This is a genomic window from Krasilnikovia sp. MM14-A1259, assembly GCF_047159535.1.
Taxonomy (GTDB): Bacteria; Actinomycetota; Actinomycetes; order Mycobacteriales; family Micromonosporaceae; genus Actinoplanes.
Genome location: NZ_BAAGAJ010000002.1, coordinates 6,762,638 through 6,777,139, shown reverse-complemented (window position 1 = coordinate 6,777,139; position 14,502 = coordinate 6,762,638). Strand labels below are relative to the sequence as shown.

Sequence of the window (14,502 nt, the reverse complement as noted above, 5' to 3'; positions counted from 1 at the left end):
CACCTCTTGCTGTGTGGTCGGCCACGGGCGCCGACCTTGTTTGGGGGTAGTCCACACACTTGCTGGCCCGGGCGCAAGTGGCGCACCGAGTGTGAGGCAATTTACCGCGCCAGCAGGGCGTGGGCACCCTGTGTGATGGCATCTTCCCCGATCAGGACGTGTTGCGCCGCCGGTCCGAGCGGAATGAAGGTGTCGGCGGCGGCGATCCGGCGGGCGGCGCCCACGTATCCGCCGTCCACCAGCGTCGCCAGGATGCCCTCGCCCACACCGCCGGTGCGGCGGGTCTCGTCCACGATCAGCACCCGGCCGGTGGCCGCGGCCTCCCTGGTCAGGTCGGCGGCGGGCAGCGGATTGAGCCAGCGCAGGTCGACCACCCGGGACCCGTGGCCCTGCCCGGCCAGGCGCGCCGCGACCCGCAGGGACATGGGTACGCCGTTGCCGAACGTGATGATGGTCAGGTCTTCCCCGGAACCGATCATGTACGTCCGGGCGCGGCCGATCGGGACGTGTCCGGCGGCCCACTCGTCCGGGGGCGCGTACGCCGACACCCACTGGTCGTCGCCCGGCTGGTAGAGGTCCCGCGCGTGGTACTGCGCCGCGGGCTCCAGGAAGACGCAGACGGAGCCGTCGGCCGTGGCGGCGGCCAGGCAGGAGCGCAGCATGGGTGCGGCGTCGTCGGGGCGGGCCGGTACGGCCACGATCAGCCCGGGCACGTCGCGCAGGGTGGCGACGGAGTGGTCGTCGGGGGCCTGGTCGTCGGCCGCCTGCGGGCGGGCGAGCCCGGCGACCCGCACCACCATCGGTGTGGGCAGCCCGGCGGCGCTCAGGAACGGCAGCGTGGCCGCCTCGCCGCGCATCTGGGCCGCGGCGTGGTGCAGGGCCGTCAGGTGCCGGATCTGCGGGATGGGCAGCAGCCCGGCCAGGGCGAGACCGAACCCGAGGCCGAGGACGGAGGTCTCGTCGCCGAGGATGTCGAAGACGCGTTCCGGGCCGAACCGTTCGCGCAGTGGCGCGGTGATGCCCGCGCCGGTGCCGCGGGCCGTCACGGCGGTGCCGTACACGACCCCGTTCGACGCGGCGAGCAGGGCGTCGGTGAGCGCGGCGGTCATCGTCTGCGCCAGGGTCAGCGGCCCAGCCTGCTCGGGCGGCCGGCCACCGAAGGCGGCCGACCGGTCGGCGGCCCCGCAGACCCGTGCGGCTTCGGCGACCGTACGGGCGACGCGGACGGGCCGGCGGGGGGCGACCGGGGCCATGACCTCGACGGCCGTGGTGAGCTTCGGTTCGCCCAGGACCTCCTCGGCGACCTTGCGGACCTGCCAGCCCACCTCGTCGTAGCGGGCGATGATTTCGCCCGGGGTGGCCAGCCCGGCGTCGACGAGCAGCCGGGCGGTGCCGACCAGGGGGTCCCGGGCGAGATCCGTGGCGTGATCCGCGGGCGTGCGGGCGGCGGGGATGGCGATCGAGCCGGTCAGGGCGGCGGGGATCGTGGCGGCGGCGCGGGCGGCCGGGATGCCGGCCATCCCGGCGCGGGCCGCGGCGCCGGAGTCCGCCCCGGCGGGGCGCAGGAGCGGCACCATCGACAGGTGCAGCACGGCGGGGCGGCGGTGCTCCCGGACCCAGGTGGCGGCCTCCGCGGCGGCCTCGTACGTGGCGACCAGGTCGCATCCGTCCGCGGCCGTGTATCGCAGGCCGGGCCGGGAACGCAGCACGTCGGCGGCCCACCCGGTGGACGTGGCGCCCGCGCCGGTGTCGTCCTCGCAGACCAGCAGCAGCGGAAGCCGCTGTCCGGCGTGGTCGTAGCGCCCGGCGGTGTTGAGCGCGGTGACCGCCGCCAGGTGGTCGATCGTTGCGGCGGACAGGGAGGCGATCACGATCGCGTCCACGGGCCACCGGTGGTGCACGCCCCCGCCCAGTTCACCCGTACGGGTGAGCCCGAACGCGAGGCCGACCGCGCGGAGAACGTGCGCGGCGGCCGTCGGGGCGGTGGGGACGACGTGCAGATCGGTACGGCCGAAGATCGTGTACCGGCCGCCGGAGGTGGGTTCGCTCGCGGACGCGACCACGCCACGCAGCACGTCCCGGGCGGTGTCGACCAGCGGGTCGGCGGTCCCGGATGCGGTGTCGGCGGCCGGGGTCGCGGCGTCCTGACCTGGGCCGGCCCCGGCGAGGGTGATCGGGACCGTCGCCGGGGCCGCCGCGGCGGCACGGGCGCAGGTGAACGCCGCGCCTTGGTCGTGCAGCAGGACCGGATCGTCGGCGCGCACGGCGGCGGCCAGGGCGGCGCTGCCCTCGTGGCCGGCGGAGCCGACCGCTTGGAAACCCTCGTGGAAGCTGCGCAACCATCGGGCGGCGAGGTCGAGGTGGCGACTGGTGAGCTGGGCGTCGAACAGCATGCGGGCCCGCGCGCCGGAGATGGCGGCGCCGTCGCGGACCGGCTCGTCGGGCGTACGGCGCGAGGACGGGGACGGCAGCGCCGACACCGCGTCGCGGAACCGCTCGTCGAGGTTCTGCGGGGTGGTCACGCGACCCAGCATTGCCGACCCGCGCGAGGGGTGCCATGTCAGAAGTACGCCTTGACAACTTCCCCGAAGCGCTGCGGCGGCCCCTCGGCCGGTGCTGTACTCGATACATGATCTTGCGGTCGCTTGTGGTGCGACTGGCGCTGGGGGCGGTCTGGTTCGCCGCGGTGGCACTGACGTTCCTGGTCCTCGACCTGTACACGTGAGACAGCGAGCGGGGAGCGGCAATGGGGGGCAGGCCGGGGCTCGAACGGGCCGGTGTCGTGGCCGTGATCGCATTGCTGACCGCGGCAACCGGCTGCTCGGGCGGAGCTCCGCGGGATGCCGGGCCGCACGCCACATCGGCCGGCAGTCCGGCGAGCCCGTCCGGGACGGGCGCAGCGCAGTCCGGGGTGGGCAAGGCGCCATCGGGGGCGGGCACGGCACCCGCCGGGACAGCGGGCCCGGTGCCGTCGGCGGGCGGCTCGGCCGGGCAGGCACAGGGAAACGCGGCCGCAGCGCCGCCGGGCGCCGCCGCGGCCGGCAGCGCCGTCCTGATCGGCGCCGGCGACATCGCCACCTGCGAGGGATCGGCGGACGACCGGACGGCCGCGCTCGTGGCGGCGCAGCCGGGCACCGTGTTCACCCTGGGCGACAACGCCTATCCCGACGGCACGGCGGCGGATTTCCAGCGGTGCTACGGGCCGGGCTGGGGCCGGTTCCGCGGCCGCACCCGGCCCGCACCGGGCAATCACGAGTATCACGTCGCGGGGGCCGCGCCGTACTTCGCCTACTTCGGCCGGGCGGCGGGACCGCGTGGCCGCGGCTACTACTCGTACAACGTGGGCGGCTGGCACGTCGTGGTGCTCAACACGAACTGCGGCGCGGTGGCCGGCGGGTGCCGTACCGGGTCGCCGCAGCAGCGCTGGCTGCGGGCGGATCTGGCGGCCTCGGGCGCGCGGTGCACCGTGGCGATCGTCCACCATCCGCTGTTCACGTCGGTCGCCCGCCACCCGCCGGACACGGCCACCCGCCCGTTGGTGCGCACGCTCTACGCGGCGGGCGCCGAGCTGCTGCTGGCCGGGCACAACCACACGTACGAGCGGTTCGCGCCGCAGGACGCCGACGGGCGCTCGGACCCGGCGCGCGGTATCCGGGCGTTCGTGGTCGGCACCGGCGGGGCGCCGCTGCACACGTTCGGGCGGCGGGCGGCGCACAGCCAGGTACGCAACGACCGGACGTTCGGGGTGCTGAAGCTGACGCTGTCGGCGGGCGCGTACCGGTGGCAGTTCCTGGCCGTGCCGGGGTCGCACTTCACCGATTCGGGCGGCGGGACGTGTCACTGACCGCTGACCGTGCCGGGGCGGCGTGACAGACTCGGCGGGTGCGTACCGAGGTGATCACCGTCCGGACCGGCGACCGGCCCACCGTCCACGACATCACCCGGGAGGCGGAGAACTTCGCCGAGGGCCGCGGCGACGGGCTGCTGCACGTGTTCGTGCCGCATGCGACCGCCGGGGTGGCGATCATCGAGACCGGGGCCGGATCCGACGAGGACCTGCTGACCGCGATCGGCGAGCTGCTGCCGGCCGACGACCGGTGGCGGCACCGGCACGGCTCGGCCGGGCACGGCCGTGACCACGTGCTACCCGCGTGGATCGCACCGTACGCGACACTGCCCGTGATCGGCGGACGGATCATGCTGGGTACGTGGCAGTCGATCTGCCTCGTCGACCCGAACGGCGACAACCCGAGCCGGCAGGTCCGCTTCTCGTTCCTCGAAGGATAAGAAGTTACTGGTCAGTACGTGTGTCGAGCGTCGCGTACGGGGCCGGTAGGCGTGACGCCAGCCACCGCCAGGGGGCAGGATGGAGACATTCCCGCGCGCCCGGACCCGAGGGGCCCGCGGTCCGACACGAACCCAGAGGAATGCCTGTGGCCACGGAGCGCAAGCGTCCGGTGATCAGCGATGGCCTGCCGAGCCAGCTCCCGGACATCGACCCCGAGGAAACCTCGGAGTGGGTGGAGTCGCTCGACGGAGTCATCGACGACCGCGGGGCCAAACGAGCCCGGTACGTCATGCTGCGCCTGCTGGAGCGCGCCCGGGAGCGGCACGTCGGCGTCCCGCCGCTGACCGCCACCGACTACATCAACACGATCCCGCCGGAGGCGGAGCCGTGGTTCCCCGGTGACGAGAGCCTGGAGCGCCGGATCCGCCGCTTCGTGCGGTGGAACGCCGCGATGCTGGTGCACCGGGCGCAGCGCCCGGAGATCGGTGTGGGCGGCCACATCTCGACGTACGCGTCGAGCGCCAGCCTCTACGAGGTCGGCATGAACCACTTCTTCCGCGGCAAGGACCACCCCGGCGGCGGCGACCACATCTTCTTCCAGGGGCACGCCTCGCCGGGCATGTACGCCCGGGCGTTCCTGGAGGGCCGGCTCAGCACCGACCAGCTCGACGGGTTCCGCCAGGAGCTGTCGCACCCCGGTGGCGGCCTGCCGTCGTACCCGCACCCGCGGCTGATGCCGAACTTCTGGGAGTTCCCCACGGTCAGCATGGGCCTGGGCCCACTGAACGCGATCTACCAGGCCCGGTTCAACCGGTACCTGCACAACCGCGGGATCAAGGACACCAGCGACCAGCGGGTGTGGGCGTACCTGGGTGACGGCGAGATGGACGAGGTGGAGTCGCTCGGCGCGATCGGCCTGGCCGCCCGCGAGGAGCTGGACAACCTCACGTTCGTCATCAACTGCAACCTGCAGCGCCTCGACGGCCCGGTACGCGGCAACGGCAAGGTCATCCAGGAGCTGGAGTCGTTCTTCCGCGGCGCCGGCTGGAACGTCATCAAGGTCATCTGGGGCCGGGAGTGGGACCCGCTGCTCGCCGCGGACGGCGACGGTGCACTGGTCAACCTCATGAACGTCACCCCGGACGGCGACTACCAGACCTACAAGGGCGAGTCCGGCGCGTACGTACGTGAGCACTTCTTCGGCCGTGACCCGCGCACCCGCAAGATGGTCGAGGCCATGAGCGACGACGAGATCTGGGGTCTCAAGCGCGGCGGCCACGACTACCGCAAGCTGTACGCGGCGTACCAGGCGGCGGTGAACCACACCGGACAGCCGACCGTGATCCTGGCCAAGACCATCAAGGGCTGGACGCTGGGTTCGCACTTCGAGGCGCGCAACGCCACGCACCAGATGAAGAAGCTGACCCTGGACGACCTGAAGCACTTCCGGGACACGCTGCACCTGGAGATCAGCGACAAGCAGCTCGAGGAGAACCCGTACCTGCCGCCGTACTTCCACCCGGGCGAGAAGTCCGAGGAGGTGCAGTACCTGCAGGAGCGGCGCCAGGAGCTGGGCGGCTACCTGCCGTCGCGGCGGACCACGTCGATCCCGCTGGCGATCCCGGCCACGGAGAAGTTCGGCGACGTGAAGCGGGGCTCGGGCAAGCAGAAGGTCGCCACCACGATGGCGTTCGTCCGCCTGCTCAAGGACATCATGAAGGACAAGGAGTTCGGGGCCCGCTGGGTGCCGATCATCCCGGACGAGGCGCGTACGTTCGGCATGGACTCGTTGTTCCCGACGCGGAAGATCTACTCGCCGCACGGCCAGACGTACACGTCGGTGGACCGGGAGCTGTTCCTGTCCTACAAGGAGGCCACCAACGGCCAGATCCTGCACGAGGGGATCAACGAGGCCGGTTCGTGCGCCAGCTTCACCGCGGCGGGCACGGCGTACGCCACGCACGGCGAGCCGATGATCCCGCTGTACATCTTCTACTCGATGTTCGGCTTCCAGCGCACCGCGGACGAGTTGTGGGCGGCGGCCGACCAGATGGCCCGTGGCTTCCTGCTGGGCGCGACCGCGGGGCGGACCACGCTCAACGGCGAGGGCCTGCAGCACGAGGACGGGCACTCGATGCTGATCGCGGCGACGAACCCGGCCGTGGTGGCGTACGACCCGGCGTTCGCGTACGAGATCGCGCACATCGTGGAGAACGGCCTGCACCGCATGTACGGCGAGAAGCAGGAGAACGTCTTCTACTACCTGACGGTCTACAACGAGCCGATCGTGCAGCCGGCCGAGCCGGACGGGGTGGACGTCGAGGGCGTGCTCAAGGGCATCTACCGGTATGCGGCGGCGCCGCAGACCGGCGGCCCGGGCGCGCAGCTGCTCGCCTCCGGCACGGGCATGCAGTGGGCGCTGAAGGCGCAGCAGCTGCTGGCCCAGGACTGGAACGTGGGCGCGGACGTGTGGTCGGTGACGTCGTGGACGGAGCTGCGCCGCGACGCCGTGGAGACCGAGGAGCACAACCTCATGCACCCGGGTGACGAGCCGCGCAAGCCGTACATCGCGCGCAAGCTGGAGGGCTCGCGCGGCCCGGCGGTGGCGGTCAGCGACTGGATGCGGGCCGTACCGGACCTGGTGTCGCGGTGGGTGCCCAACGACTGGACGTCGCTGGGCACGGACGGCTTCGGCATGAGCGACACCCGGCACGCGCTGCGCCGCCACTTCCACGTGGACGCGGAGTCGATCACGGTGGCGACGCTGCGACAGCTCGCGCTACGCGGTGAGGTGCCGCCGCACGTCCCGGCGGAGGCTGCCAAGAAGTACGCGATCGACGACGTCAACGCGGCACCGGTCGGGGAGACCGGCGGGGACAGCTGACCCGTATCCGGCCCGGGGGCCCGTCGCTTCGCGGCGGGCCCCCGCGCATCCTGGCCTGCTGTTAGGGTCTGCCGCTTACCGACACGGGGAGCCGGAATGCAAGCGGACACATCAGAGACCAACCAAGAGCAGAAGATCGGGATGGCCAACGCCGGAGTGGCGGCGCCGGAGCTCGCTGCGGCGGCCGAGCGGGCCGCGGCCGGGCGGCTCGGGCAGCAGACCCGGACCCACTACCGGGCCGGCATCGCCACTGGCAAATTCCTTCTTCTGTACGCGGGCCTGATCCTCGGGTCGATCGTGCTGATCGCGGTGGGACTGTTCGGCGGCCTCCTCATCGGTTCCTCGGTCGGGGTTCCGGGCGCGCTGATCGGCGCGCTGCTGATCGGGGGGTCGATCACCATCATGCTGATCATGCCCAAGCAGCGGTCCGCGCTGGTGCTGTTCGAGCACGGGTTCGCCCTGGCCACGCCGGGGAAGGTGGACATGGTGCCGTTCGCCGACGTGCAGGAGCTGTTCATCAACGTCGAGCGCGTGTGGCAGGCGACGCAGAACCGCTACCGCACCGACTACCGCTACACGGTGCACCGGGCAGGGGCGCCGGAACTCATCTTCGACGGCGGCTACACCGAGGTCACCGTGCTCGCCGAGGGGCTGGAGACCGGGGTGGCTCGCGCGAAGCTCGGGCCCGCGCTGGAGGCACTGTCGGCCGGCCGGGAGCTGGAGTTCGGCGCCATCCGGGCCCGCGCGGACGGGGTGTCGTGCCCCGACGGCCAGGCGATCTGGGCGCAGATCACGGACGTGTCGATGAAGAACGGATGCCTGGTGATCGATGCGGCCGAGGGCGGTTTCGGCTGGTCGTACGAGAAGATTGCCAACGCACGACTGCTCGTCGCGATCGTCAATCTGGGCCGCCGGGGCGAGCTGCGCCTGGGCGGCTGATCGCGGGCCCTTCCCGGGCCCCTCGGCATCCACTAATCTCCGAGCAACTTTCGCGTTCTCGGGGAGGGGCCATGAGCGTCACCCAGGGCGCGCCGGCGGCGTTCGCCGAGCCGGTCGCACCGGTCCGGCGCTCGTGGATCGGGCTGCTGTTCGCCGCGAACCTGGGCCTGTGGATGGCCTTCTTCACCCCGGTCCAGATCCTGCTGCCCGAGCAGATCACCGCGCTCGGCGTGACCGGCAAGGAGGCGGCGCTCGGGTGGGTCACCGGCGTCGGGGCGCTGGTGGCCATCGTGGTCAACCCGCTCGCCGGTGCACTGTCCGACCGGACCCGGCTGCGCCTGGGCGGCCGGGCGTACGGGCGGCGGCACGTCTGGACGCTCGGCGGGACGGCCGTCTCCGCGGTGTCGCTGGTGCTGCTGGCACAGCAGGACACGGTCGCCGGCGTCGCGGCGGGCTGGGCGGGCGCCCAGGTCGGCCTGAACGTGATGCTGGCCAGCCTGTCCGCGGCCGTACCCGATCGGGTGCCGATCCATCAGCGCGGCCTGGTGTCCGGCTGGGTCGGCATGCCGCAGGCGCTGGGGCTGGTGCTGGGTGCGGTGCTGTGCACCGCCCTGGTGACCGGCGTGGCCAGCGGCTACCTGGCGATGACCGTGCTGGTGGTGCTGCTGGCGGTGCCGTTCGCACTGCTGACCCCGGACGACCCGCTGCCCGCCCACCACGAGGCTCCGGCGCGGCAACGTACCCCGCCGTGGTGGGCGGTGTTCCGTGACCACCCGGACTTCATGTGGGCGTGGGGCACCCGCTTCCTGGTACAGCTCGGCAACGCGCTGGGCACGTTGTACCTGCTGTACTTCCTCACCGACCGGGTCCGCCTGGCCGACCCCGAGACCGGCCTGCTGATCATGATCCTGCTGTACACGCTGGGAATGGTCGCCACCGCGGTGGTCGGCGGGCGGCTGTCCGACCGCCTGGGACGGCGCAAGCCGTTCGTGGTCTGGTCCGGGGCGGTGATCGCGGTCGCCGCGCTGCTGCTGGCGATCCGGCCCACCTGGGGCGCGGCGCTGGCCGGGTCGGTGCTGCTGGGCGCCGGCTACGGGGTGTACCTGGCGGTGGACACCGCGCTGATCACCCAGGTGCTGCCGGCCGCCACGGACCGGGCCAAGGACCTCGGGGTGATCAACATCGCGACGGCGGCGCCGCAGGTGCTCGGCCCGGCGCTGGCCGCCCCGCTGGTCACCCACCTCGGTGGCTACCCCACCCTGTACGCGGTGACCGCCGCGGTCACCCTGCTCGGGTCTGTGATGGTGGTGAAAATCCGTTCGGTCGCCTAGGTAGGCTGAGCGCGTGACAGTACGCGTACGCTTCGCCCCGTCTCCGACCGGAATGTTCCATGTCGGGAGCGCCCGCTCCGCCCTGCAGAACTGGATCGTCGCTCAGCAGTCCGGCGGCGTGTTCGTGCTGCGGATCGAGGACACCGACGCCGCCCGCAACCATCCGCAGTGGACCGAGGGCATCCTGACCGCGCTGGAGTGGATCGGCATCGCCCAGGGCGCGTACGAGGGCCCGCTCTTCCAGTCGTCGTACGCGGCCGAGCACTCCGCGGCGGCGGCCCGCCTGCTCGCCGAGGGCAAGGCGTACTACTGCGACTGCACCCGCGACGACGCGGTCGCCCGCACCGGCAACAAGCACACCGGCTACGACGGCTTCTGCCGCGACCGGGGCCTCGGCCCGGGCGAGGGGCGTGCGCTGCGCTTCCGTACGCCGGACGAGGGCGAGACCGTGGTGGTCGACCTGGTCCGGGGCGAGCCGACGTTCGAGAACAAGCTGATCGAGGACTTCGTCATCGCGCGCAGCGACGGCTCGGCGGTGTTCCTGCTCGCCAACGTCGTGGACGACATGACCATGGGCATCACCCACGTGGTGCGCGCCGAGGAGCACCTGCCCAACACCCCGAAGCAGCAGTTGCTCTGGGAGGCGCTGGGGGTCAAGCCGCCGGTGTGGGCGCACGTGCCGGTCATCGTCAACGAGAAGCGGCAGAAGCTGTCCAAGCGCCGCGACAAGGTGGCGCTGGAGGCGTACCGGGACGAGGGCTACCTCGCGGACGCGATGCGCAACTACCTGATGCTGCTCGGCTGGGCACCCTCGGGCGACCGGGAGATCGTGCCGTGGTCCGTCATCGAGCAGGAGTTCCGGCTGGAGGACGTCAACCACTCCCCCGCGTTCTTCGACGTCAAGAAGCTGCGGGCGTTCAACGGCGAGTACATCCGGGCGCTGTCCGCGCAGGACTTCGCCGCCGCCTGCGGCCCCTGGCTGTACGGCACGCAGACGATCCCCGCGCCGCCGTGGCGGCCCGAGGCGTTCGACCCGGCCGTGTTCGCCGCAGTGGCCCCGCTCGCGCAGACCCGCATCGCGGTGCTCGGCGAGATCGTCGAGTACGTCGACTTCCTCTTCCTCGACGAGCCGCCGGTCGATGACGCGTCCTGGGCGAAGGCCATGAAGGAGGGGGCGGCCGACATCCTCGACGCCGCCGCGCAGGCGTTCGGCGCGCTGGACAGCTGGACGGCGGAGCCGCTGAAGGCCGCGCTGGAGAGCGTCGGCGAGCAGCGCGGGCTCAAGCTGGGCAAGACCCAGGCGCCGATCCGCGTCGCGGTGACCGGGCGCACCGTGGGCCTGCCGCTGTTCGAGTCGCTGGAGGCGCTGGGTCGCGAGCGCACCCTGGCCCGGCTCGCCGCGGCCCGCACCCGCCTGGCGGCGTGACCGCACAGGCACCGGCCGCACCGGTGTGCGGCGCCCCGGTGTTCGCTGCGCCACATTGACGTGTATCACCCGCCACATCGAGGCCGTTTCGGCGGCCGAAACGGGCCTGAAACGTTGGCCGCCATGTGCGTTTCACGGTGAGCTGCGGTGATTTGCGCCGGGCGAGGGCACGCCAGATTTGCACCAGTGATCCGATTTCCATAGCGGACAGTCGCGCGAGCATGACGGTCAGCTAGACGGGTGACCACGCCCCACCAACTTGCGATCTGTGGGTACTATTCGGCCGCTGATCAACGGCTGTCGTCGCCGCTCAGCCGTTCCCTGATAGCAACCATTCGGCCATTCGGCAGATGCCTGCCGACCGCCGTCCGGGAAAGGCTGGCAGTACCACGCCGTGCCGACGCCGGATCCACCTGTCCGCCGTGGCGCGACCAGCTCTACACGAAGCCATGTCCACGGGGCGGGGAGGCCGGACGATGGTACGAGGGGCGTTTGCACGGCTCATGTCAGCGACCGGAGCGGCGGCGGCTGCCGGCGTGCTCGCTTTCGGACTCGCGCCCGTACCGGCCCATGCCGCATCGGACCATACCGCATTTGCACTGCCCGCAGCCGCCCGGTCGCTCACCGCAGCCGGCCCGCTCGCGGGGCCCAAGGCGCCGGACAAGCCGACCTCTCTGGAGATCACCGGCCAGGAGTTCGAGGGCAAGCTGGTCGTCGACGCCGCCCACCCCCAGATCTTCGACCGGATGCTGAGCGAGGTGAGCTGGCTCGCCACCGCGCAGGCACAGACCGTCGCCCCGCCGGCGGGGCGCCTCGGCCCCAAGTACACGGTCACCGTCATGGTCAAGGACGACCCGGCCCAGGTGTACGAGCTGTTCCCGCTGGCCAAGGGCGGGCCGCGCGCACACCGGCCCGGCCGCCAGCCGGAGGGCCGCAGCTCGGACGGCTGGTTCTACGGGCGGCTGAGCATGTCGGAGTCGCTGCGCGTCAGCGGGGTGCCGCTGGAGGCCAAGCCGGACGTGCTCAGCGGCGGCATCGGCGGCGGCATGGGCGAGGACGTGGAGGTCGACGAGCTGGACCCGGTGGCCGGCGTCAACGCGTTCCTGACCCAGATGCGCCGGCTCATGATGGTCAACGGCGCGGTGCTGGTGGTGATCCTCATCGGGGTCGGCAGCATCGCGTACCTGATCCGCCGCAAGGTCTGACACCGGCTCACCGCTGCTGGGCGGCCACCTCCACGAGCCGGACCAGGTCCTCCAGGTCGGCGTCGAATTCCGCGACCGCATCCGCCTGCGCCTCGTCGTCACCCGGGGGCAGCCCGCCGGTGACCTCACCGGTGGTGTAGCCCAGCAGGAACGCGCAGATCATCCGGGTCAGCCGCGGCACGGCCGGGGCGGGCACGTGCGCATCGTGCAGGGTGCCGCGCAACGCCGCGGTCAGCCAGGCTGCGGAGGCTCCGGCCGCGGGCCGGTTCAGCAGCAGCGGGTACGCGGCGGGATGCTTACGGGACAGGCTCCGCACCGCCCGGCCCAGGGCACGCAGCCGGTCGCGCCAGTCGATCTCGGAGAGTTCCGACCCGTACGCGGTCCCGAGCTCGTCGTGCAGAAGGTCGACAAGCCCGTCGAGTAGGGCGTCCTTGCCCCCGACGTACGGATACAACGCCATCGAGGTGAGCCCGACGCGTTCCGCGACGGCCCGCATCGACATCGCTCCCAGCCCCTGCTCGTCCACGAGTGCCAAGGCCTGATCGAGGATGAGCCGCCGTTTGTCGTCCACCTCGTCACGGTGTCCGGGCGAGTGCCCGCAGGGCGCCGGACGCGCCCGGTCCCGCCTCACCAACCACCCGAGTGGGTGAGGCGCTCAGCACCACCGGCCCGGTGGGCGGCCGCGGCCGGTCGCGCGGCGGCGCGGGCGGACCGCGCCGTGCAGGTGCGCTCCGGCCCAGCCGTGCAGAGTGGTGCGGCAGGCGCCACGGTGCGGGACGTCGCCGACCGGCTCGTCGGCAGCGGACGCGGCCACCGGTGGCTGTGCCTCGTCGGCGGGGAGAGCATCGTCGTCCGCGCGCATCGGAATGCCCGGCTGATCCGTCATCTCGCCCCCCTCGCTGTCGTCCCGGCACACCCGCTCGTGTGCCGTGGTGCTCGACGTTTCATCGGCACCGACGGGCCCGGCATTACCTTCAGCTGCGCCGTGGCCGGCAATGCTAGGCGAAACCCTGCCAGGTCACCGACCGAAGTTGCAGCCGGGGCGCACCGCGATTTCGGACACCCGACCCCAAGCCGGGGCACATGGCCGGAAAAAATTTTCGCCTTCGACGCCGCAACGAAAAATCCCGGTGCCCGCTCCGGGCGCCGCGCCCGGGCGTGACACGCTGGACCGCGTGGCACAGACGGTGACGCCGGGGGCGGGGGCGGACAAGCCGCCGCTCGCCGCCACACTGCGCCGCATCGAACGGCAGGCCGGCGCGCTGGCCACCGCCAGCGTCACCCGGATGGACGAGACCCTCCCGTGGTTCCGGGCGCTGCCCGCGGACCAGCGGTCGTGGGTCATGCTCGTGGCCCAGGCGGGGGTGCGCTCGCTGGTCGAGTGGCTGCGCTCGGGCGGGGCCGCGGCGAGCAGCCCGCAGGAGATCTCCGACGAGGTGTTCGCCGCGGCGCCGCGGGCGCTCGCCCGGTCGATCACGCTGACCCAGACCGTCCAGCTGATCAAGGTCACGATCGACGTGGCCGAGTCCCAGGTACGCGACCTCGCCGCCGCCGGCGAGGAGGAGGCGCTGACCACCGCGATCCTCAAGTTCTCCCGGGAGATCGCCTTCTCCGCCGCCCGGGTGTACGCCCGCGCCGCCGAGTCGCGGGGCGCGTGGGACGCCCGCCTGCAGGCCCTGCTGGTGGACGCGCTGCTGCGCGGCGACTCCCCGGACGTACTGGCCAGCCGGGCGGCAGCGCTGGGCTGGGCGGACGCCCCACCGGTCGCGGTCGTGGTGGGCCGCTCCCCCGGCGGGGACATCACCGCGGTGCTGCACACCGTCTACCGGGCGGCGCGCCGGGCCCGGATCGAGGTGATCGGCGGGGTGCACGGCGACCGGCTCGTGGTGGTCATGGGCGGGGTGCTGGATCCGGTCGCGACCGCGGGGCAGCTCGCCGCGAGCTTCGGCGAGGGGCCGATCGTGGTCGGGCCGGCCGTACCGTCGCTGGATCAGGCCACCGAGTCGGCGCGGGCCGCGCTGGCCGGGTTCCGGGCCGTCCCGGCGTGGCCGGGCGCTCCGGTGCCGGTGAGCGCGGACGCCCTGCTTCCCGAGCGGGCGCTGGCCGGGGATCTGGAGGCGCGGCGGGCGCTGCGGCACGACGCGTACGGGGCGGTCCTGCGGGCGGGCGGGGGCCTGCTGGAGACACTGGACGCGTTCTTCTCCGCGGGTGCGGTGCTGGAGAGCGCGGCCCGCGAGCTGTACGTGCACCCGAACACGGTGCGTTACCGGCTCAAGCGGGTGGCCGAGGTGACCGGGTTGTCCCCGCTGGACGGGCGGGACGCGTTCGCGCTGCGGATGGCGCTCGCGATCGGCCGGCTCGACCCCGCGAGCTGACAAACCAGGGCAAAACTCGCGTATCAACCAGCGGTTTGTAGGAATACCACAACG

General features: G+C 72.6%; 11 protein-coding genes. 8 read left to right on the top strand and 3 right to left on the bottom strand.

What is annotated here, in order from left to right:
* Positions 1-101 precede the first annotated feature (101 nt).
* Positions 102-2,534, bottom strand: coding sequence for a transketolase C-terminal domain-containing protein (locus ACMCNK_RS30855; RefSeq protein WP_412739851.1), 2,433 nt, complete (start codon positions 2,532-2,534; stop codon positions 102-104).
* 212 nt (positions 2,535-2,746) lie between these two features.
* Here ACMCNK_RS30855 and ACMCNK_RS30850 point away from each other — a divergent pair, with 212 nt between their 5' ends.
* The 7 genes from ACMCNK_RS30850 (at position 2,747) to ACMCNK_RS30820 (ending at position 12,073) form a co-directional block, all read left to right on the top strand.
* Positions 2,747-3,844, top strand: coding sequence for a metallophosphoesterase family protein (locus tag ACMCNK_RS30850; RefSeq protein WP_412739850.1), 1,098 nt, complete (start codon positions 2,747-2,749; stop codon positions 3,842-3,844).
* A gap of 38 nt (positions 3,845-3,882) precedes the next feature.
* Positions 3,883-4,287, top strand: a complete 405-nt coding sequence (locus ACMCNK_RS30845; protein WP_412739849.1) for a YjbQ family protein — start codon at positions 3,883-3,885, stop codon at positions 4,285-4,287.
* 146 nt (positions 4,288-4,433) lie between these two features.
* Positions 4,434-7,172, top strand: a complete 2,739-nt coding sequence (gene aceE, locus ACMCNK_RS30840) for a pyruvate dehydrogenase (acetyl-transferring), homodimeric type (RefSeq protein WP_412739848.1) — start codon at positions 4,434-4,436, stop codon at positions 7,170-7,172.
* Between the two features lie 141 nt (positions 7,173-7,313).
* A complete protein-coding gene (locus ACMCNK_RS30835) occupies positions 7,314-8,111 on the top strand; it encodes a DUF6585 family protein (protein WP_412739847.1) in 798 nt (265 codons plus the stop codon).
* Between the two features lie 71 nt (positions 8,112-8,182).
* Complete coding sequence (locus tag ACMCNK_RS30830) at positions 8,183-9,442, top strand: MFS transporter (RefSeq protein ID WP_412739846.1); 1,260 nt, start codon at positions 8,183-8,185, stop codon at positions 9,440-9,442.
* A gap of 13 nt (positions 9,443-9,455) precedes the next feature.
* Positions 9,456-10,868 carry a glutamate--tRNA ligase gene (gene gltX / locus ACMCNK_RS30825; RefSeq protein WP_412739845.1) on the top strand — a complete coding sequence of 471 codons (1,413 nt, stop codon included), beginning with the start codon at positions 9,456-9,458 and terminating at the stop codon, positions 10,866-10,868.
* A 503-nt stretch (positions 10,869-11,371) separates the two neighbouring features.
* Entirely contained in the window at positions 11,372-12,073 is a 702-nt protein-coding gene (locus tag ACMCNK_RS30820) for a hypothetical protein (RefSeq protein ID WP_412739844.1), read from the top strand.
* Between the two features lie 7 nt (positions 12,074-12,080).
* On the opposite strand, the gene ACMCNK_RS30815 is transcribed toward ACMCNK_RS30820, so the two are convergent.
* Both ACMCNK_RS30815 and ACMCNK_RS30810 read right to left on the bottom strand, forming a co-directional pair.
* Complete coding sequence (locus tag ACMCNK_RS30815) at positions 12,081-12,644, bottom strand: TetR/AcrR family transcriptional regulator (protein WP_412739843.1); 564 nt, start codon at positions 12,642-12,644, stop codon at positions 12,081-12,083.
* Positions 12,645-12,728: 84 nt separating this feature from the next.
* Positions 12,729-12,959: a hypothetical protein gene (locus tag ACMCNK_RS30810; RefSeq protein ID WP_412739842.1), complete on the bottom strand. Its 231-nt coding sequence runs from the start codon at positions 12,957-12,959 to the stop codon at positions 12,729-12,731.
* 280 nt (positions 12,960-13,239) lie between these two features.
* Between ACMCNK_RS30810 and ACMCNK_RS30805 the strand changes: the two genes are divergently transcribed.
* A complete protein-coding gene (locus ACMCNK_RS30805; RefSeq protein WP_412741040.1) occupies positions 13,240-14,448 on the top strand; it encodes a PucR family transcriptional regulator in 1,209 nt (402 codons plus the stop codon).
* Positions 14,449-14,502 lie beyond the last annotated feature (54 nt).

Bases quoted from the DNA above. Each gene is read 5' to 3' on its own strand.
- ACMCNK_RS30835 (WP_412739847.1), top strand. From the start codon at position 7,314: ATGGCCAACGCCGGAGTGGCGGCGCCGGAGCTCGCTGCGGCGGCCGAG.
- ACMCNK_RS30820 (WP_412739844.1), top strand. From the start codon at position 11,372: ATGTCAGCGACCGGAGCGGCGGCGGCTGCCGGCGTGCTCGCTTTCGGA.
- ACMCNK_RS30830 (WP_412739846.1), top strand. From the start codon at position 8,183: ATGAGCGTCACCCAGGGCGCGCCGGCGGCGTTCGCCGAGCCGGTCGCA.
- ACMCNK_RS30850 (WP_412739850.1), top strand. From the start codon at position 2,747: ATGGGGGGCAGGCCGGGGCTCGAACGGGCCGGTGTCGTGGCCGTGATC.
- ACMCNK_RS30810 (WP_412739842.1), bottom strand. From the start codon at position 12,959: ATGACGGATCAGCCGGGCATTCCGATGCGCGCGGACGACGATGCTCTC.
- ACMCNK_RS30855 (WP_412739851.1), bottom strand. From the start codon at position 2,534: ATGCTGGGTCGCGTGACCACCCCGCAGAACCTCGACGAGCGGTTCCGC.